This window comes from Pseudomonas sp. XP2, assembly GCF_053557975.1.
In genome coordinates this window covers 62,934-79,434 of the sequence record NZ_JBNRIK010000016.1, presented here as the reverse complement: position 1 = coordinate 79,434, position 16,501 = coordinate 62,934, and the positions used below count along the sequence as shown (strand labels likewise).

The window sequence follows — 16,501 nt, the reverse complement described above, 5'->3', positions numbered from 1 at the left end:
GAACTCGGTGGTGGCGATTTCTTCAACGGTATTGACCGTGCGTGGCGTACTTGGTTCAGGCGCGTTCGTCGGGTAGCAGGCTAGCGCGCAGCTCGGCCAGTTCGCGCTCCAGTGCGACCTGGCGGCTGACATCCTTTTGAATCCCGATGAAATAGGATCGCCGTTCACTTTCGAGCCTTACCGGTGTAATGGACAGCTCGTTCCAGAACGCGCTGCCATCCTTGCGGTAGTTGCGCAGCACTTCGCGACAGGGGCGGCCTTCGGCCAAGGCCCTGCGGATGCGGGCACGGCCAAGCTGGTCACGGTCGTCGGCCTGCAGGAAGCGGCAATCCTGGTAGAGGATTTCGTCGCGGCTATAGCCGGTCAGGCGTTCGAAGGCGGCGTTCACGTAGATCAGGATGGTGTCGTCGCCTTCCTGTTCGGCAACCACGATCCCGTCATTGGACGCATCGACCATCGATTGCAGCAATTGCGCGTTGATCATGTCTGGGCCATTGAGCAAAGAAAGGCTGAAGGCGGCGACTTTGGTAGAGGCGGCCTTTTGCCAGCGCTGAATGCTAGTATCCTACGTTTTCACTCAGTTTCGGAATCCTCTACCCGATGAAAGTCGCCATTATTTCCGGATCGGTCTATGGCACCGCCGAAGAAGTCGCCCGTCACGCCGAATCGCTGCTGAAGGCAGCAGGCCTGGAGGCCTGGCATGCGGCGCGTGCCACCTTGCAGGACCTTGAAGGTTTTGCCCCAGACGCCTTGCTGGCCGTGACCTCGACCACCGGCATGGGCGAGCTGCCGGACAACCTCATGCCGTTGTACAGCGCCATTCGTGACACCCTGCCTGCGGCCTGGCGTGGCCTGCCGGGTGCAGTGATTGCGCTGGGTGACGCCAGCTATGGGGATACCTACTGTGGTGGTGGCGAACAAATGCGCGAGCTGTTTGCCGAGCTGGGCGTGCGCGAAGTGCAGCCGATGCTGCGCCTGGATGCCAGCGAGACGGTGACCCCGGAAGCCGATGCCGAACCGTGGTTGGCGGGGCTGCTTCAAGCGTTGAAAGCCTGACGGAGCATGTTCGCGTGTCCTGGCCTCTTCGCGGGTAAACCCCACATGGAGGGCGCAGTTTTCCCAAACTGTGGTGTCCCTGTGGGAGCGGGTTCACCCGCGAAAGGGCCGGCACAGGCTCAAGCATTAGCTACTGCCCGGCATCGGCCACTCGCGCAGCAACGCCAACCACGCCTGCGCCGCCCGTGACAGGTACGCCCCGCGCCGCCAGATAAAGGCAATATCCCACCGCAAATCCTGCGGCGAACGCAGCGGCAAACGCATCACCCCAGGGCGCTCAAGCGCTTTTGCCACCACCCGGGGCAGCAACACCACGCCTTGGCCCGCTGCCACCAGCGCTGCCAAAAAATCCGCCTGGCCACTGCGGCCGCCTTCTTTCGGGATAAACCCTTGCTGCTGGCACGCCTTCAGCAGCCGGTCATTGAGCACGAAGCTGCGCTGAAACAGCAGGAACGGCGTATCGGCCAGTTGCCCCAGGTCGACCCCGTCCAGGCCCGCCAAGGCATGGCCAGCCGGCAGCAGGGCATCCAGCGGTTCATTGCAAAACGGCTGGTAGTCGAACGTTTCGTCGCTAGGCGTCAGGCTGCCGCCCAGTTCCAGTTCGCCACTCTTCACCGCCTGCTCCACGTTACGGCTGCCACCTTCGAGCAACTGGATCGCGATGTTCGGGTGGCGCCGCCGATACTCGGCGAACAAACTGGCGAACAAGGCGTCACTGCCCAGCATCGGCAACCCCAGGCGCAGCTCGCCACGCTCCATCTGGCTTAGGTCGTCGAGTTCATTTAGCAGTGCCTGGCGTTGGCGTAGCAGGGCCTCGCCGCGCTCCAGCACAATGCGCCCGGCAGCCGTCAGGTGCAGCTGCGAGGCCTGGCGCTCCAGGAGCGGCTGGCCCACATCTTGCTCCAGCCGTGCTACCTGCTTGCTCACCGCCGACTGGCTGATGTGCAGGGATTGCGCCGCCTGGGTAAAACCGCCGCGTTGGACCACTTCGATAAAGCTGCGCAGTTGTTTGAATTCCATGCTCGGATTCCATTATGGAATGGCGACCAGTCTAACAATTCGCTTCTGGCCTAGGCAGCCGAATCTTAAAATGAGGGCTTGTCGAGGAATCCGCACCATGAAACCCGCGTTAATGAAAAAAGCCCTGCGCCTGCTTGTCGAGCTGGCGATCCTTTGTTCTTTGTTCCTGCTCGGCGGCCAGCTCGCCAGTTGGCTGGGCTGGCCGATCCCCGGTGGCGTGATGGGCCTGGCACTGTTGCTGATACTGTTCGCTTCGGGTGTGCTCAAGCCGGCCATGCTGCAATTGGGCGCTGGCTGGCTGATGGCTGAGATGCTGCTGTTTTTCATCCCGGCGCTGATGAGCCTGCTTGATTACGGTTCGCTCATCCGTGAAGAGGGCTGGCGCATTTTGCTGGTGATCGCCGTGAGCACGCTGATGGTGATGGTGGTGACTGCTTTGACCGTGGAGCTGGTGTGCCGCTGGAGTTTGCGCCATGAGCCTTGAACCCATGCCGCTGTTCTGGTTGGCCCTGACCCTGCTGGCGTATCTGGGCAGCCGCTGGCTGTACCGGCGCAGCAAGCGCTACCTGCTGTCGCCGTTGATCCTGGTGCCAGTGTTGCTGCTGGCGGTGCCAGTGCCGCTGCATACAGCCTATGCCGAATATGCCCGCAACACCCACTGGTTGATGAGCGTGCTCGGCCCGGTGACCGTGGCCTTCGCGGTGCCGATCTGGCAGCAGCGGGCCATGCTGGCGCGCCATTGGCCGGCGCTGATGGTGGGCATGGTGGCGGGCAGCAGTGCCTCGATCGCCAGCTCATGGGGCCTTGCGCACCTGCTGGCGCTGGACAACGCAACCAGCCTGTCGCTGGTGCCGCGTTCGATCACCACGCCGTTTGCCATGCCCTTGGCCCATGACCTGGGTGGGGTGCCAGAGCTGACGGCGGTGTTCGTGATGTTCACCGGCGTGCTCGGCGCCATGTTCGGTGGCGTGCTGCTGCGCTGGTTGCCGCTGCGCACGCCGTTGGCACGGGGTGCGCTGTTCGGCGTTGGCGCGCATGGTGCCGGGGTCAGCCGGGCCCAGGAGGTAGGCCGCGAGGAAGGCTCGGTGGCCGGGCTGGTCATGGTCCTGACGGGGCTGTTGAACCTGTTCGCGGCACCGCTGCTGGCCATGCTGCTCTGACCGTTCGTGCCACTGACTCGCTCAGTCATCAAGCTGGCTGGCAACGCAAGTTTCAGCCCATGGCCTGCTGGCTAGACTCTGCCTCGACATAGAGAGCACATGTATGTGCCGAGGTGACATGCAATGACCGCAGCCTTGCCCTATTCCGCCAACACCAAATCACCGGGACCGTTCTGATGCCTATGGCCGAAATTCCATTGTGCGTCTGGCGTACCCGGGGACAGAGTTTCACTTTCCGGGGCCAGAGCATCCGCTACTGGACCGCAGGGCAAGGAGAGCCCCTGCTTCTGTTACACGGTTTCCCCACCGCCAGCTGGGATTGGCACTATTTGTGGGGGCCTTTGAGCCAACGCTTCAGGGTGATCGCTTGCGACATGCTGGGCTTTGGCGATTCGGCCAAGCCGGTCGATCACGCCTACAGCCTGATGGAGCAGGCGGACTTGCAGGAGGCTTTGCTTGGCCACCTGCAGGTCGACCAGCCGGTGCACCTGCTGGCCCACGACTACGGCGGCAGCGTCGCCCAGGAATTGCTGGCACGGCACCATGAACAGCGTGCCGAGGTTGCCAGCTGCGTTTTCCTCAACAGCGGGCTGTTCCCCGAAAGCTGCCGCATGCTGCTGATCCAGAAGCTGCTACTCAGCCGGTTCGGCTGGCTGGTGGGGCGTTCGTTCGGGCGTGATGACCTGGTGCGCAACGTGACGCAGGTCTACGGCCCTTGCACCCACCCCAGCGAAAGTGCTCTGGATGATTTCTGGAGCCTGATTGCCGCCAACCGGGGGACGCGCATCCTGCACAAGCTGGTGGGCTATATGCCCGAGCGCAGATTGCACCGCGAGCGCTGGGTCGGGGCGATGCAGCGCTCAGGCGTGCCACTGCGCCTGATCAATGGCGTGGTCGACCCGCTTTCCGGCACGCACATGCTTGAGCGCTACCGGCAACTGGTGCCGGAACCGGACACCGTGCAGCTACCGGGCATTGGCCATTACCCGCACACTGAAGCGCCAGCCCAGGTGCTGCGCCACTACCTGGCCTTTCGTGAGCAGCCTGTGAGCTTCTATCCGCAGAAAGTGGCGTGGTCCTGACCGGGCCGCATCGCCCTGCGTTATTGCCAGGCATTCAGCCTGCGTGAGCTTTGTTGTCCGCCCGTTGCTTGCGGCGGACACTCGGCTTACCTGAACCTGCCTGGAGCCATGAGCATGAGCGAGCCTGTCCGTCTGCAAGATCGCGTGGTGATTGTCACCGGAGCCGGCGGTGGCCTCGGCCGTGCCCATGCGCTGCTGTTCGCCGCACGTGGCGCCAAGGTGGTGGTGAACGACCTCGGCGGCTCTACCCACGGTGAAGGTGCCAGCGCCTCGGCCGCCGACCGGGTGGTGGAAGAGATCCGCGCCGCCGGTGGCATCGCCATCGCCAACCACGATTCGGTCAGCCAGGGTGCACGTATCGTCGAGCAGGCCCTGGACAGCTTCGGCCGGGTCGACGTGCTGGTAAACAATGCAGGTATCCTGCGTGACAAGACCTTCCACAAGATGGACGACAGCGACTGGGAGCAGGTCTACCAGGTGCACGTTGAAGGGGCCTACAAAGTCACCCGCGCGGCCTGGCCCCACCTGCGTGAGCAGAACTGGGGGCGGGTGATCTTCACCGCTTCTACCTCTGGCATTTACGGCAATTTCGGCCAAGCCAACTACGGCATGGCCAAGCTGGGCTTGTACGGGCTGACCCGCACCCTGGCGATCGAAGGGCGCAAGCACGGTATCCTGGTCAACGCCATCGCCCCCACCGGTGGCACGCGCATGACCGAAGGTCTGATCCCGCCCCAGGTATTCGAGCGGCTCAAGCCCGAGTTGGTCAGCCCGCTGGTGGTGTACCTGGGCAGCGAGCAGTGCCAGGGCACCGGTGAGCTGTTCGAAGTAGGCGGCGGCTGGGTGGGCAAGGTGCGTTGGGAGCGCAGCCTGGGGGTGGGCTTCGATCCGCGCGAAGGCTTTACCCCGGAGCAGGTGGCCGAGAACTGGGCACGGATCGGTGACTTTGAGCGGGCAGTGCATCCGCAGGACAGTTTGCAGGCGCTGCAGCAGATGATGGCGAACCTGCAGAAGTACCCGCTGTAGAGAGCTTGCAGGGTACTTTGTGGGAGCGGCCTTGCGTCGCGATTGGGCCGCAGAGCGGCCCCAGGATATCAGCCGCACTGCATAAATTGCCGGGGCTGCTTTGCAGCCCGATCGCGACACAAGGCCGCTCCCACAGGGGCCGCGTCAGCCAGTCGAGAGCGCATGTTGTTCAGGGCAAAAAAAAGGCCGCTGCAAGCCGCAGCGGCCAATCGAGACGTCAGATCAAGGAGCTTCAAAATCTACGTCGGTGAACCTCGCCGGCATGAAAGGCGGGGGGAGAGCCCTTCATGCCGGCCAGTGAGTAAAGAATAAGCGCTTGATCCGGTAGGAAAAATAGCGGCTTATGACATTCACCTTTACGTATCGGGCAATAGTGCCGCCGGCGTTCAGGCAGCAGGCGAATAGCCCATCCGCCAGCTGGTTTCCCGCGCTGCCGCCAGCAGCCGTTGCGCCGCCGGACCGTGCTCGTCGGCATGGAAGATCGATGTCGGCCCGACCACGGTCATTACGGCAGCAATCTGCCCCAAGGCGTTGAACACCGGCGCCGACAGCGCATCCACGCCCGGCATCAGCAGCCCGTGCACATGGTGCAGGCCGCGTTCGCGGATGCCCGCCAGTACTGCTTGGTAATCGTCTGCACGCTGCTGCAGGGCAGCCAGTTCCCGATCACGCAACTCCAGGGTCTCGCGCTCAGGCAGGTAGGCAGCGAACACCAGGCCTGTGGACGAAGTGAGCAGCGGCAGCACCGAGCCCATCTGCGTGACCACAGTCACTGCACGCACCGCGGGTTCAATGCTGACCACGGTGGCGCCCTGGTTGCCCCACACCGCGATGAAGCAGCTCTCGTTCAGTTCGTCGCGCAGTTGCGACAGCGGCAGTGCGGCAATTTTCAACACATCAATGCTGCCCAGCGCCGCCAGCCCCACCCGCAGTGCCTCGCGGCCCAGGCCGTAATGGTTGGTGGCTGCATCCTGCTCGGCAAAGCCGCTGGCAATCAGTGCCTGCAGGTAGCGGTGCACCTTGCTCGCCGGCATCTGCACATGTTCTGACAGGCGTGACAGCGAGGTGGAAGGGGAGAGCTCGGCAAGGGCTTTGAGGATGTCTGTACCAACCTCCGCCGAGCGAACTTTCTGCTTGCCGTTGTCGGCGGAGGAGCTGGCTTTGGTCATGGACATCTGCTTCCGGATTCGTCGAGTCGCGCCTTTATAGCTTGACGCCATGCGCGTAGCAAATTACGTTATTCGTAATCTGATTACGATAAAAACAATGCAGACGCGCTGTCACCCGCATCGGGCCAGCAGCCAGCTGCCCGCAATGGCTCGACCAGAGCCCGGAGGCATCGATGAATCGCGACACATCACCCGACCTTCACTACCTCAGCGGCTTCGGCAATGAGTTTGCCAGCGAAGCGCTGCCAGGTGCCCTGCCGGTCGGGCAGAACTCGCCGCAGAAGGCACCCTACGGGCTGTATGCCGAGCTGCTCTCGGGCACCGCGTTTACCATGGCCCGCAGCGAGCTGCGCCGTACCTGGTTGTATCGTATTCGCCCGTCTGCATTGCACCCGCGTTTCGAGCGCCTGGCACGCCAGCCGCTGAGCGGGCCGCTGGGGGCCATCAACCCCAACCGCCTGCGCTGGAGCCCCCAGCCGATGCCTGCCGAGCCGACCGACTTCATCGAAGGCTGGCTGCCCATGGTGGCCAACGCCAGCGCGGAGAAACCGGCCGGCGTGAGCATCTACATCTACCGCGCCAACCGTTCCATGGAGCGGGTGTTCTTCAACGCCGATGGTGAACTGCTGCTGGTGCCCGAACAGGGCCGCCTGCGCATTGCCACCGAACTGGGTGTGCTGGAGGTCGAGCCGCTGGAAATTGCAGTGATCCCTCGTGGCATGAAGTTCCGCGTCGAACTGCTCGACGGCCAGGCCCGTGGCTATATCGCCGAAAACCACGGTGCACCGCTGCGTCTTCCGGAGCTGGGCCCGATCGGCAGCAACGGCCTGGCCAACCCGCGCGACTTCCTTGCCCCGGTGGCGCACTACGAAGAGGCCGAAGGGCCGGTGCAGCTGGTGCAGAAGTTTCTCGGCGAACACTGGGGCTGCGAACTGCAGCACTCGCCGCTGGATGTGGTTGCCTGGCACGGCAGCAACGTGCCGTACAAATACGACCTGCGCCGCTTCAACACCATTGGTACGGTCAGCTTCGACCACCCGGACCCGTCGATCTTCACCGTGCTGACTTCGCCGACCAGCGTGCACGGCCTGGCCAACATGGACTTCGTGATCTTCCCGCCACGCTGGATGGTGGCCGAGAACACCTTCCGACCACCATGGTTCCACCGCAACCTGATGAACGAGTTCATGGGCTTGATCAGCGGTGCCTACGATGCCAAGGCAGAGGGCTTCCTGCCCGGTGGCGCGTCGCTGCACGGCGTGATGAGCGCCCATGGCCCCGATGCCGAAACCTGCGAAAAAGCCATTGCCGCCGACCTGGCGCCGCACAAGATCGACAACACCATGGCCTTCATGTTCGAGACCAGCCAAGTGCTGCGCCCGAGCCAGCAAGCCCTTGAATGCCCGCAATTGCAGGCCGACTACGACAGTTGCTGGGCCACCTTGCCGAGCACCTTCAACCCGAACCGGAGATAACCCATGAACCACACTGCCAATGCCCGTAGCTGGGTCGAGCATGCCAACGGGCACAGCGATTTCCCGCTGCAGAACCTGCCATTGGGTATCTTCAGCCGGCCGGGTGAAGCCAGGCGCTGTGGCGTGGCCATCGGCGACGCGATCCTTGACCTGGAGGCGGTGCTGGCCGCCGGCCTGTTCGACGGCGCCGCCAAGGCCGCCGTCGAAGCCACCCGTGGTGGGGCGTTGAACGCATTCTTTGCGCTGGGCCGCAGCGCCCGTGTCGCCCTGCGTGAGCGCTTGCAGGTGCTGCTTGGCGAACACAGCGAACACCAGGCTGCGCTGCAGGCCGCGCTGTACCCGGCCAGCGCCTGCCAGTTGCATGTACCCGCGCAGATCGGTGACTACACCGACTTCTACGTGGGCATCGAGCACGCCAAGAACGTGGGCAAGCTGTTCCGCCCCGACAACCCGTTGCTGCCCAACTACAAGTACGTGCCGATCGGTTATCACGGTCGCGCCTCGACCATCCGCCCGTCCGGCACCGACGTGCGCCGGCCCAAGGGCCAGACCTTGCCGGCCGGGCACACCGAGCCGAGCTTTGGCCCTTGCGCGCGGCTGGACTACGAACTGGAGCTGGGCATCTGGATTGGCCAGGGCAATGACATGGGCCAGGCGATCCCGGTCGGCGACGCCGCCGAGCACGTGGCCGGCCTGTGCCTGCTCAACGACTGGTCGGCGCGTGATATCCAGGCCTGGGAATATCAGCCATTGGGGCCGTTCCTGTCCAAAAGCTTCATTACCACGATCTCGCCCTGGGTGGTCACTGCCGAAGCGCTGGAGCCCTTCCGCTGCGCCCAGCCTGCACGCCCGGAAGGCGACCCGCAGCCGCTGTCATACCTTTTGGACAAGCGCGACCAGGCCGCCGGTGCATACGATATCGAACTTGAAGTGCTGCTGCTGACCGAGCGCATGCGCGAGCAGGGCGTTGCCCCGCACCGCCTGACCCTGAGCAACACCCGCAGCATGTACTGGACCGTTGCCCAGCTGGTGGCGCACCACAGCGTCAATGGCTGCCAGTTGCAGTCGGGCGACCTGTTCGGTTCGGGCACCTTGTCGGGCGCTACGCCGGGTTCGTACGGCAGCCTGCTGGAAATCACCGAAGGCGGCAAGCTGCCGATTGAACTGGCCAGCGGCGAGGTACGCAAGTTCCTCGAAGACGGCGACGAAATCATCCTGCGTGCCCGCTGCACGCGTGACGGCGTGGCCAGCATCGGGTTTGGCGAATGCCGTGGCACGGTTATCGCAGCCAACTGAGGAGGCAGGGGCATGGAGCTGTACACCTATTACCGTTCCACCTCGTCCTACCGGGTGCGCATTGCCCTGGCCCTGAAGGGGCTGGCTTACCAGTCCCTGCCGGTCAACCTGCTGCAGGGCGAGCAGCGCGGTGCGGGCTATGTCGCCGTCAACCCGCAGGGCCGCGTGCCGGCCTTGCGCACCGATGGCGGCGATTTGCTGGTGCAGTCGCCAGCGATCATCGAGTACCTGGAAGAGGTTTATCCACAGCCTGCGCTGCTGCCAGCCACGGCCGAAGCGCGTGCCAAGGTACGTGGCGTGGCGGCAATCATCGGCTGCGACATTCATCCGCTGCATAACGTCAGCGTACTCAACCGGCTGCGCCAGGCGGGCCAGGACGAGGGCCAGGTCAACCAGTGGATCAGCCACTGGATCAGCCAGGGGTTGGCGGCAGTAGAGCAACTGGTTGGTGACCACGGTTACTGTTTCGGTGACCAACCCGGGCTGGCGGATGTTTACCTGATCCCCCAGCTGTATGCCGCCGAACGCTTCAACGTCGACCTCGACAGCTTCCCGCGCATCCTTCGGGTTGCCGCACTGGCAGCTGGGCACCCGGCGTTCGCCAAGGCCCACCCTGCCCAGCAGCCCGACAGCCCGGCTCAGTGAAGCGAACGGTTCGCCGTCGGAAGCTTGCCGATACGTTCGGACAGCTTCAGGCGCTGGACCGGGTCTTCCGTCAGCAGTAACGCATGCTCCAGGTCGAAGCGCTCGGCCTGTGGGCAGTCCAGGTGCTGGTACAGCGAGGCGCGGGTCACGTAGTCGCTGACTTGCACCGGGCCCAGTTGCATGATCCGCTCGGCATCGATCAAGGCCGCCAGGTGGTTATCGTTGCTGATGTGCAACTGGCGCAGGTTGCGTGACAGGCGTTGCAGCATCTGCAGCGGGCTGGCACTGCGCAGGTGTTCTGCCGTCAGCGCAACCTGCGGGCCGAACTGGCGGGCCAGCAGCTCACGGCAATCATTGGGGTACAGGCGTCGGCCACCACAGGGGTCTAGCAGGTGGTCGGCACCCGGCACACGCAGCAGGAAATGGCCAGGGAAGCCCACGCCCTCCAGCGGGATGGACAAGCGCCGGGCCAGCTCCAGGGTAAGGATGGCCAGGGTCAGCGGCTGGCCACGGCGGCGTTGCAGCACCTTGTCCATCAGTGCAGCCTGCGGGCGCAGCGGGTGGTACTCATCCTGCTGAAAGCCAAGGGCATTGAGTTGGCGCAGCAGTGGTTGGGCCAGTTCGCACAGTGGCAGCATCGGCAGGTTGGCGCTGATCTCACGCTGCAGGTCATGCAGAATGGCAAGGCTGTCTGTGGGCTCGACGCTGCGGTCGTGCTCGGCGGCAATCCACAAGGCGGCTTCCAGCAGGGCGACAGGCTCGCGTTCCAGGCAGGCCAGGCAGGCTTGACGTGGCTTCATTGGGTATCTCCACACACGCTTGAGTATTAGCCGTGGCGGGCGGTTTCGTCCAGTGGTCCGGCGACCACCCCGGCTTCGGGCCGGTGCCTATACTGGAAGGAGCACCTCGTGGGGAGCCTGTCGATGTTCGCACTGATGCAAAGCACCCGTACCCAGTCACTGCACCTGTTCAATGACCCACCTACGGGCCTGAAAGCGGTTGTAGCGATCCACAGCGAGCAGTTGGGCCCAGCCATGGGCGGTTGCCGCTACCTGCCCTACGCCGATGATGAAAGCGCCATGACGGATGCCATTCGCCTGGCCCAGGGCATGAGCTACAAGGCGGCGTTGGCGGGCCTGCCGCTGGGTGGCGGCAAGGCGGTGATCATGCGCAACCCGCATGTGGAGAACCGCGCCGCGCTGTTCGAGGCGTTTGGCCGTTTCATCGATACCTTGCATGGGCGTTTCATCATCGCCGTAGACAGCGGCACCTCGACCCTGGATATGGACTGCATCGCCCAGAGTACCCCCCACGTAACCAGCACCACGGCCTCGGGTGACCCCTCGCCGCATGCGGCAATGGGGGTATTCGCTGGCATTCGCGCCACCACCTCGTTCCGGCTGGGCAGCGATGACCTCAGAGGCTTGCGGGTGGCGGTGCAGGGGTTGGGTAATGTCGGTTATGCGCTGGCGGAACAACTGCATGCGGTGGGGGCGGAGCTGCTGGTCAGCGACCTGGACCCAGGTCGGGTGCGGCTGGCGATGGAGCAGTTCGATGCCAAACCGGTGACCAACGATGCATTGATCAGCACCCCTTGCGATATCTTCGCACCCTGCGGTGTGGGGCCGGTATTGAACGGGCAGAGCGTGATGCAGCTGCGCTGTGCGGCAGTGGCGGGGGCGGCGAACAACCAGCTGACTACCTTGCAGGTGGCAGACCAGCTGGAATCACGCGGGATACTGTATGCGCCAGACTACGTGATCAATGCCGGTGGGCTGATCTATGTGGCGCTGACCCACCGTGGCGAGGACCTGGGCACCATTACCGCGCACCTGGCGCGCATTCCTTCACGGCTCACCGAAGTGTTTGGCCATGCGCAGGCGGAAAAGCGTTCGCCGGCGCGGGTGGCGCAGATGTTGGCGGAGCGGCTGTTGTATGGCTGAAGGTTGATACTGGCTTTGCTGGCCTCTTCGCGGGCTTGCCCGCTCCCACAGGTATTGCACAAGCCTCGAAGGCAGTGGGGCCCTGTGGGAGCATGCGCCGCCGATGTCACTCGGCTGCGCCACCTTCCAGCAACTCGGCCAACGCATCCGGCTGGCTCTTGAACGCCCGGGCGAACACATCGCGGTTCTTGGCCATGTAGATACCGGCTTCTTCAACCTGCTGCTCGGTCAGCGACGGCACCGCCTTGTGCAGCACTTCGGCCAGGCGCTCGGCCAGTTCGAGCATCTTGTCGTGACGGTCTGCTTCGGCCTTATCCATAAACAAGCGCTCCGGGTCGCGGCTGCTGCGGTACACCACTTCGACGGCCATTCATCACCTCTATGCCTTTTTGCTGGTTGCGTTGCGATTTACTGTATTTATATACAGTAATGGCAATGTTGGTTGGTTCGCAAGTAGAAATTGTAGCGTTCCCATGGGGCAGCACAGGTTGCAAGGCAGATGCAGAACCTGTGGGAGCGGGTTCACCCGCGAAAGGGCCGGCCCAGGCGACCCGTCTTCTTGCCACGCCCCGACGTGCCTTGCGGCAATCGGTCGCCTTCCAAGACAGGGGCCTGGCCCTTTAACTGCATGGCACAAGCGTCACACCGGTGACGCATCATCCTTACAAGACGTATCGGGGAATGGAACATCGTGAACATCAAATGGGCAGAAAAACTGCGCAAGGGCCTGCACGGCTCGGCCGACTCGCTGGGCAACCTGTGTGTCGAGGCGTTCCATTACCTGGCGCTGTTCGGCATCGGCGCAATCACCGCCTATGCGGCGGTGGTCACCTTCCTGGACATGCTCGGCAAGGGCGGGATCAGTGTCGATGACATCCTGCTGCTGTTCATCTACCTGGAGCTGGGGGCGATGGTCGGCATCTACTTCAAGACCAACCACACGGTACTAACACTCCCTCAATCCTCGGTATTCTTGAAATTCCAACAAAATCAATTTGTTATGGCATAGCTTGTGGTGCTCGCGGCTTTGATTTGCTACTCAAGCATTTTTGTCGATTTGGCGTGTAGATGAGGGGATAGATATGAGATGGGCAGATAGGATGCGGGTGAGGCTACATTCGGGAGCGAACAGTCTCGGGAACCTCGGTGTTGAGCTGTTCCATTATCTTGCTCTGTTTGGCATCGGGGCGATTACCGTCTACGCAGGGATTACTACATTCATTGACATGCTTCATCAAGATAAAATCACCGTCGATGATATTCTACTACTGTTTATCTACCTCGAATTATTGGCGATGAGCGGAATCTACTTTCGCACAAATCATATGCCGCTCAGATTTTTGCTTTATATTGGGGTTACAGCCCTGATTCGACTACTGATTAGCGATGTGTCGCATCACAAATCCCCGGATGAAGGCATTCTCTATCTTACTGGTGGGGTGGTAATGCTTTCCGTTTCGATTCTCGTCGTACGTTATGCTTCTGCTCGATTCCCATCAGTGAAAGAAAAAGCGGACTGACGAGGTATTTGGTAGAGTTAGCCGCTTACGAGCGGCGTTTTTGTTTTTATTTTGTTAAAGATTAGGGTTGTAAAGAGATATATCTTGATTTTTTAGCTAGTGAGTTTGGTTTTTACTGGCGAATATGGTGTGTGCGGGCGATCTTAGAGTGGATAAGTGCTCTATTAATAAGGAATTTGATTGATGCTAGGAGTAAATGAGAATTTATCGCATTTTAACATGTGCAGACTTATTTTAGATGGCCCTAGTACAATAGATTTCAGTTTTAAATCTGCCAGCTATCAATTGGACTTTGCCGACTGTAGGGTGAAAAGTGGTTATGGTTATCTGATACGCCGGATAGATGGTGATGAGGTTGATTGTCAGTTATTGATGTGGTTGACGCTTTACTTTGGAGAGTCAGCCACGGATCCGTATGCTGTGAGGAATTCAACCTGCTCATTCATGAGAGGTGATCTGCCATTTAATACAAGACTTTTCTTAAAGTATATCCGAAAAGTAGAGCGAAGGCCGCTTAAGTCAAACCCTAAATGGAAGAATGATTTTATACATAAATCCCTATCGAGCTACTGTTTGGGGGTCCAGATGGCGGATATGTACATGCCTTATACGTTAGGGCTATTTGCTTTATCTATCGAGTGTTTGGCCAATGCCTCGCTTGATGTCCGAGGCAAGTATAGTCAATTAGGGAGTAAGGGGTACAAGAGGATAATTGGGAAGGTTGTGCGTCAGGATAAAAACAATGATCCTGAACATCGCAGAAAAGTTAGAGAGTTTATGAAGTATCTGGACCAAGAAATAGATGTGATTATGCATATGCGTAATGCCTTTTATGGGCACGGCTTAATTTATGAGCCAGAACACAGGAAAAAGCTGACGCAATGCATGACCGATTGGATGATCAAACATGGGTTGGAGCACAAAAAGTCTAAACGTAAATGGTTTAGCGACAAACAGCTGGAAAGAAGTTTGGAGATAAATAAATTTGCACTATTCAAGCTTGCCCAGAATGTCAACCGTATTCTATTTGCATACTACTTGGGCGTTTCTTTCGAAATTCCCTTTACGCAGTATGACTTTCAGGTAAAGCATGCACCGTGGGATGTCATCGAATATGAGCATCCTCAGCGTATCTCGTAACAAGTAAGGTAGCAGAGGTGTCATATTGACATTACTATGAGGTTTTGGTAGGTTAATGCAATGCCCCTGCTTGCGATTAAACTGGGTTGTTAAAATGCGACCCGATTCAACAATGCTGCAGGCTACAGTCCCTGGGTTATCTCAGGTGCTGAATGTTAAGTTATCTCTAGTCTATAGGGTGAAGTGCAAGCGGGGGCATTTTTGAGTAAGCTGAATTCTAGTATAGATGTCGACGAATTGGCAGGGCTTTTAGGGACTAGTTATGGGAAGATACGTTACTATTACTATTCCAAGCCCATCCCGGACTACTATAAAACATTCGAAATTTCGAAGAAAAGTGGAGGGGTTCGTGTCATATCCGCTCCTCATGATCAATTAAAGGTTCTTCAAGAGCGTCTAAAGATACTTCTGGATGAACTTTACACTCCTAAATCATCGGCGATGGCCTTTATCAAAGGTCGGTCCATTGTTGAAAATGCTAAACAGCATACGCGAAAAAAATTTGTCTTTAATTTAGATCTATCAGATTTCTTCTCCAGTATTACTTTTCCGCGTGTTCGTGGGTTGTTAATGGCTAAGCCTTATTCGCTGCAGTCAGGAGTAGCTACCGTAATCGCTCACTTGTGTACTTTAAATGGCATCCTCCCCCAAGGGTCGCCATGCTCACCCGTGTTATCTAATATGATATGTTCGGGTTTGGATCGTCAGTTGAAGTCCTTTGCCATTAAGCATAGAGCTCGATATTCTAGGTATGCAGATGATATAACTTTTTCGTTTTATGATGATTTGAACTATATATCGCCAGATATGGTTTCGGTTTTGATGGGGGATGGCGTTTCTAATCATTATTACGTTAAATGTGGTAGGCCTCTGGTCACTATAATTGAATCTTGTGGGTTTGGGATAAATCTTTCTAAGGTTAGATTGCAAGGCAGATACGAGCGGCAAATCGTTACAGGACTTGTGGTTAATAAGAAGGTCAATGTCGAGCGGTCTTATATTCGTAAGACAAGTGCGATGATACATTCTATAGAGACGAAAGGTTTAGGCTTTGCAAGGGAGCGTTTTGCAGCCAGTAATCCCCCTGTAGATCCTGACACGGGTGTGCAGGTAGTACTCGATGCCCACCTGCATGGAAGACTTCTGTTTATTAAGCAAGTGGTAGGTGTCGAATCAGAAGTTTATCGCCGATTGGCTATGAGATTTAACTTTTTGGATTTGAACTTCAAACTCCCACTCGGGGTTTCTAAAAACCGTAGGGGGGTGGAGTTTAGAAGATCTACCCCTTGGTATGATAAACGGTGCTGGATTGTCGAAACGGAGCTTGATCTTGAGTTTGGACAAGGTTCAGCATTTTTTGTTGCCGATAATGTTTTGGTTACTTGCTCTCACGTGTCTGAATTTACAGGCCGATTTACTTCTGAATCTGAGGTGTATCGTGCTAATGCTCGGGGGAAAAAGTACAATGCAGGGGTGGTATATCGAGACAAAGCTAGAGATATTTCAATACTGAAGTTGAATGATGAATCACTAGTATTTGAGAAGTTTGAGATATCTACTAGGCTTGCTGATGTCGGAGACGTGTTGAGCGTTTTAGGTTTTCCGAACGATAAGCTTGGGGCCCAGCACGCTGGACGTCAAACTGTTGTTGTTAGAAATAAGTTCTCAATGTCGGGTGTTCAATATTTTGAAGTAGATAAGGAGCTTTATGCAGGGAATAGTGGCGGGCCAGTTTTGGATGAGGATAATAATTTAGTTGGTGTTGTGGCTAAAGGCAACGACGGTCACTATTGTGATCATAGCAGGTTTATTTGTGTTTCCGAATTGCTAGTGGTTTTAGAGGATTATAAAAAAGCTATTCTGCAGGTGTCTGTTTAGTTCTCCTTGGCAACTAGCTGCTCGATATTTTTTGAAGAATTGAAGAATTGAAGAATTGAAGAATTGAAGAATTGAAGAATTGAAGAATTGA

The 16,501-nt window shown here is 58.8% G+C and carries 17 protein-coding genes and 1 pseudogene; 13 read left to right on the top strand and 5 right to left on the bottom strand.

All coding sequences use genetic code 11. The features are described from left to right. Positions 1-55: 55 nt before the first annotated feature. Entirely contained in the window at positions 56-484 is a 429-nt protein-coding gene (locus ACK1VC_RS17910; RefSeq protein ID WP_016489077.1) for a PAS domain S-box protein, read from the bottom strand. Between the two features lie 116 nt (positions 485-600). Between ACK1VC_RS17910 and ACK1VC_RS17905 the strand changes: the two genes are divergently transcribed. Next, complete coding sequence (locus ACK1VC_RS17905; protein ID WP_060517417.1) at positions 601-1,056, top strand: flavodoxin; 456 nt, start codon at positions 601-603, stop codon at positions 1,054-1,056. Positions 1,057-1,182: 126 nt separating this feature from the next. On the opposite strand, the gene ACK1VC_RS17900 is transcribed toward ACK1VC_RS17905, so the two are convergent. Beyond that, on the bottom strand, positions 1,183-2,076 hold the full coding sequence (locus tag ACK1VC_RS17900; protein WP_191086967.1) for a LysR family transcriptional regulator: 894 nt from the start codon (positions 2,074-2,076) through the stop codon (positions 1,183-1,185). A 97-nt stretch (positions 2,077-2,173) separates the two neighbouring features. On the opposite strand from ACK1VC_RS17900, the gene ACK1VC_RS17895 reads away from it, so the two are divergent. The 4 genes from ACK1VC_RS17895 to ACK1VC_RS17880 all read left to right on the top strand — a co-directional run bounded on the left by ACK1VC_RS17895 (position 2,174) and on the right by ACK1VC_RS17880 (position 5,344). Next, positions 2,174-2,560, top strand: a complete 387-nt coding sequence (locus ACK1VC_RS17895; RefSeq protein ID WP_016489074.1) for a CidA/LrgA family protein — start codon at positions 2,174-2,176, stop codon at positions 2,558-2,560. Further along, positions 2,550-3,236, top strand: a complete 687-nt coding sequence (locus ACK1VC_RS17890; protein WP_191086966.1) for an LrgB family protein — start codon at positions 2,550-2,552, stop codon at positions 3,234-3,236. Before ACK1VC_RS17895 ends, ACK1VC_RS17890 begins: the two co-directional genes overlap by 11 nt. Positions 3,237-3,412: 176 nt before the next feature. Then, a complete protein-coding gene (locus ACK1VC_RS17885) occupies positions 3,413-4,318 on the top strand; it encodes an alpha/beta fold hydrolase (protein WP_016489072.1) in 906 nt (301 codons plus the stop codon). Positions 4,319-4,432: 114 nt separating this feature from the next. Next, a complete protein-coding gene (locus ACK1VC_RS17880; RefSeq protein ID WP_060517420.1) occupies positions 4,433-5,344 on the top strand; it encodes an SDR family oxidoreductase in 912 nt (303 codons plus the stop codon). 386 nt (positions 5,345-5,730) lie between these two features. Here the strand turns inward: ACK1VC_RS17880 and ACK1VC_RS17875 are convergent, their stop codons facing one another. Further along, a complete protein-coding gene (locus ACK1VC_RS17875; protein WP_016489070.1) occupies positions 5,731-6,513 on the bottom strand; it encodes an IclR family transcriptional regulator in 783 nt (260 codons plus the stop codon). Between the two features lie 173 nt (positions 6,514-6,686). Between ACK1VC_RS17875 and hmgA the strand changes: the two genes are divergently transcribed. Genes hmgA through maiA form a run of 3 tightly spaced genes read left to right on the top strand, consistent with a single transcriptional unit; the run spans position 6,687 to position 9,929 of the window. Next, entirely contained in the window at positions 6,687-7,988 is a 1,302-nt protein-coding gene (gene hmgA, locus ACK1VC_RS17870; RefSeq protein ID WP_016489069.1) for a homogentisate 1,2-dioxygenase, read from the top strand. A gap of 3 nt (positions 7,989-7,991) precedes the next feature. Next, entirely contained in the window at positions 7,992-9,284 is a 1,293-nt protein-coding gene (fahA, locus tag ACK1VC_RS17865) for a fumarylacetoacetase (protein WP_016489068.1), read from the top strand. A 12-nt stretch (positions 9,285-9,296) separates the two neighbouring features. Next, positions 9,297-9,929 carry a maleylacetoacetate isomerase gene (gene maiA / locus ACK1VC_RS17860; protein ID WP_016489067.1) on the top strand — a complete coding sequence of 211 codons (633 nt, stop codon included), beginning with the start codon at positions 9,297-9,299 and terminating at the stop codon, positions 9,927-9,929. On the opposite strand, the gene ACK1VC_RS17855 is transcribed toward maiA, so the two are convergent. Next, positions 9,923-10,729 carry a SirB1 family protein gene (locus ACK1VC_RS17855; protein WP_016489066.1) on the bottom strand — a complete coding sequence of 269 codons (807 nt, stop codon included), beginning with the start codon at positions 10,727-10,729 and terminating at the stop codon, positions 9,923-9,925. The genes maiA and ACK1VC_RS17855 overlap by 7 nt on opposite strands. 123 nt (positions 10,730-10,852) lie before the next feature. Between ACK1VC_RS17855 and ACK1VC_RS17850 the strand changes: the two genes are divergently transcribed. Then, positions 10,853-11,872 carry a Leu/Phe/Val dehydrogenase gene (locus ACK1VC_RS17850; protein ID WP_016489065.1) on the top strand — a complete coding sequence of 340 codons (1,020 nt, stop codon included), beginning with the start codon at positions 10,853-10,855 and terminating at the stop codon, positions 11,870-11,872. 106 nt (positions 11,873-11,978) lie between these two features. On the opposite strand, the gene ACK1VC_RS17845 is transcribed toward ACK1VC_RS17850, so the two are convergent. After that, a complete protein-coding gene (locus ACK1VC_RS17845; RefSeq protein ID WP_016489064.1) occupies positions 11,979-12,242 on the bottom strand; it encodes a YebG family protein in 264 nt (87 codons plus the stop codon). A gap of 321 nt (positions 12,243-12,563) precedes the next feature. On the opposite strand from ACK1VC_RS17845, the pseudogene ACK1VC_RS17840 reads away from it, so the two are divergent. The 4 genes and pseudogenes from ACK1VC_RS17840 to ACK1VC_RS17825 form a co-directional block, all read left to right on the top strand. Beyond that, positions 12,564-12,812: pseudogene (locus ACK1VC_RS17840) on the top strand (phosphate-starvation-inducible protein PsiE); the annotation flags it as partial. 142 nt (positions 12,813-12,954) lie between these two features. Then, on the top strand, positions 12,955-13,392 hold the full coding sequence (locus tag ACK1VC_RS17835) for a phosphate-starvation-inducible protein PsiE (RefSeq protein ID WP_232247562.1): 438 nt from the start codon (positions 12,955-12,957) through the stop codon (positions 13,390-13,392). 183 nt (positions 13,393-13,575) lie between these two features. Beyond that, positions 13,576-14,532 carry a hypothetical protein gene (locus tag ACK1VC_RS17830; RefSeq protein WP_191086964.1) on the top strand — a complete coding sequence of 319 codons (957 nt, stop codon included), beginning with the start codon at positions 13,576-13,578 and terminating at the stop codon, positions 14,530-14,532. 201 nt (positions 14,533-14,733) lie between these two features. Further along, positions 14,734-16,410, top strand: coding sequence for a trypsin-like peptidase domain-containing protein (locus ACK1VC_RS17825; protein WP_449118004.1), 1,677 nt, complete (start codon positions 14,734-14,736; stop codon positions 16,408-16,410). Positions 16,411-16,501 lie beyond the last annotated feature (91 nt).

Excerpts from the sequence above, each read along its gene's own strand:
- ACK1VC_RS17900 (WP_191086967.1), bottom strand. The coding sequence starts at position 2,076 with ATGGAATTCAAACAACTGCGCAGCTTTATCGAAGTGGTCCAACGCGGC.
- fahA (WP_016489068.1), top strand. The coding sequence starts at position 7,992 with ATGAACCACACTGCCAATGCCCGTAGCTGGGTCGAGCATGCCAACGGG.
- ACK1VC_RS17890 (WP_191086966.1), top strand. The coding sequence starts at position 2,550 with ATGAGCCTTGAACCCATGCCGCTGTTCTGGTTGGCCCTGACCCTGCTG.
- ACK1VC_RS17910 (WP_016489077.1), bottom strand. The coding sequence starts at position 484 with ATGATCAACGCGCAATTGCTGCAATCGATGGTCGATGCGTCCAATGAC.
- ACK1VC_RS17835 (WP_232247562.1), top strand. The coding sequence starts at position 12,955 with ATGAGATGGGCAGATAGGATGCGGGTGAGGCTACATTCGGGAGCGAAC.
- ACK1VC_RS17875 (WP_016489070.1), bottom strand. The coding sequence starts at position 6,513 with ATGACCAAAGCCAGCTCCTCCGCCGACAACGGCAAGCAGAAAGTTCGC.
- ACK1VC_RS17880 (WP_060517420.1), top strand. The coding sequence starts at position 4,433 with ATGAGCGAGCCTGTCCGTCTGCAAGATCGCGTGGTGATTGTCACCGGA.
- ACK1VC_RS17895 (WP_016489074.1), top strand. The coding sequence starts at position 2,174 with ATGAAACCCGCGTTAATGAAAAAAGCCCTGCGCCTGCTTGTCGAGCTG.
- ACK1VC_RS17850 (WP_016489065.1), top strand. The coding sequence starts at position 10,853 with ATGTTCGCACTGATGCAAAGCACCCGTACCCAGTCACTGCACCTGTTC.
- ACK1VC_RS17845 (WP_016489064.1), bottom strand. The coding sequence starts at position 12,242 with ATGGCCGTCGAAGTGGTGTACCGCAGCAGCCGCGACCCGGAGCGCTTG.
- ACK1VC_RS17855 (WP_016489066.1), bottom strand. The coding sequence starts at position 10,729 with ATGAAGCCACGTCAAGCCTGCCTGGCCTGCCTGGAACGCGAGCCTGTC.
- ACK1VC_RS17905 (WP_060517417.1), top strand. The coding sequence starts at position 601 with ATGAAAGTCGCCATTATTTCCGGATCGGTCTATGGCACCGCCGAAGAA.
- ACK1VC_RS17830 (WP_191086964.1), top strand. The coding sequence starts at position 13,576 with ATGCTAGGAGTAAATGAGAATTTATCGCATTTTAACATGTGCAGACTT.
- ACK1VC_RS17885 (WP_016489072.1), top strand. The coding sequence starts at position 3,413 with ATGCCTATGGCCGAAATTCCATTGTGCGTCTGGCGTACCCGGGGACAG.
- hmgA (WP_016489069.1), top strand. The coding sequence starts at position 6,687 with ATGAATCGCGACACATCACCCGACCTTCACTACCTCAGCGGCTTCGGC.
- maiA (WP_016489067.1), top strand. The coding sequence starts at position 9,297 with ATGGAGCTGTACACCTATTACCGTTCCACCTCGTCCTACCGGGTGCGC.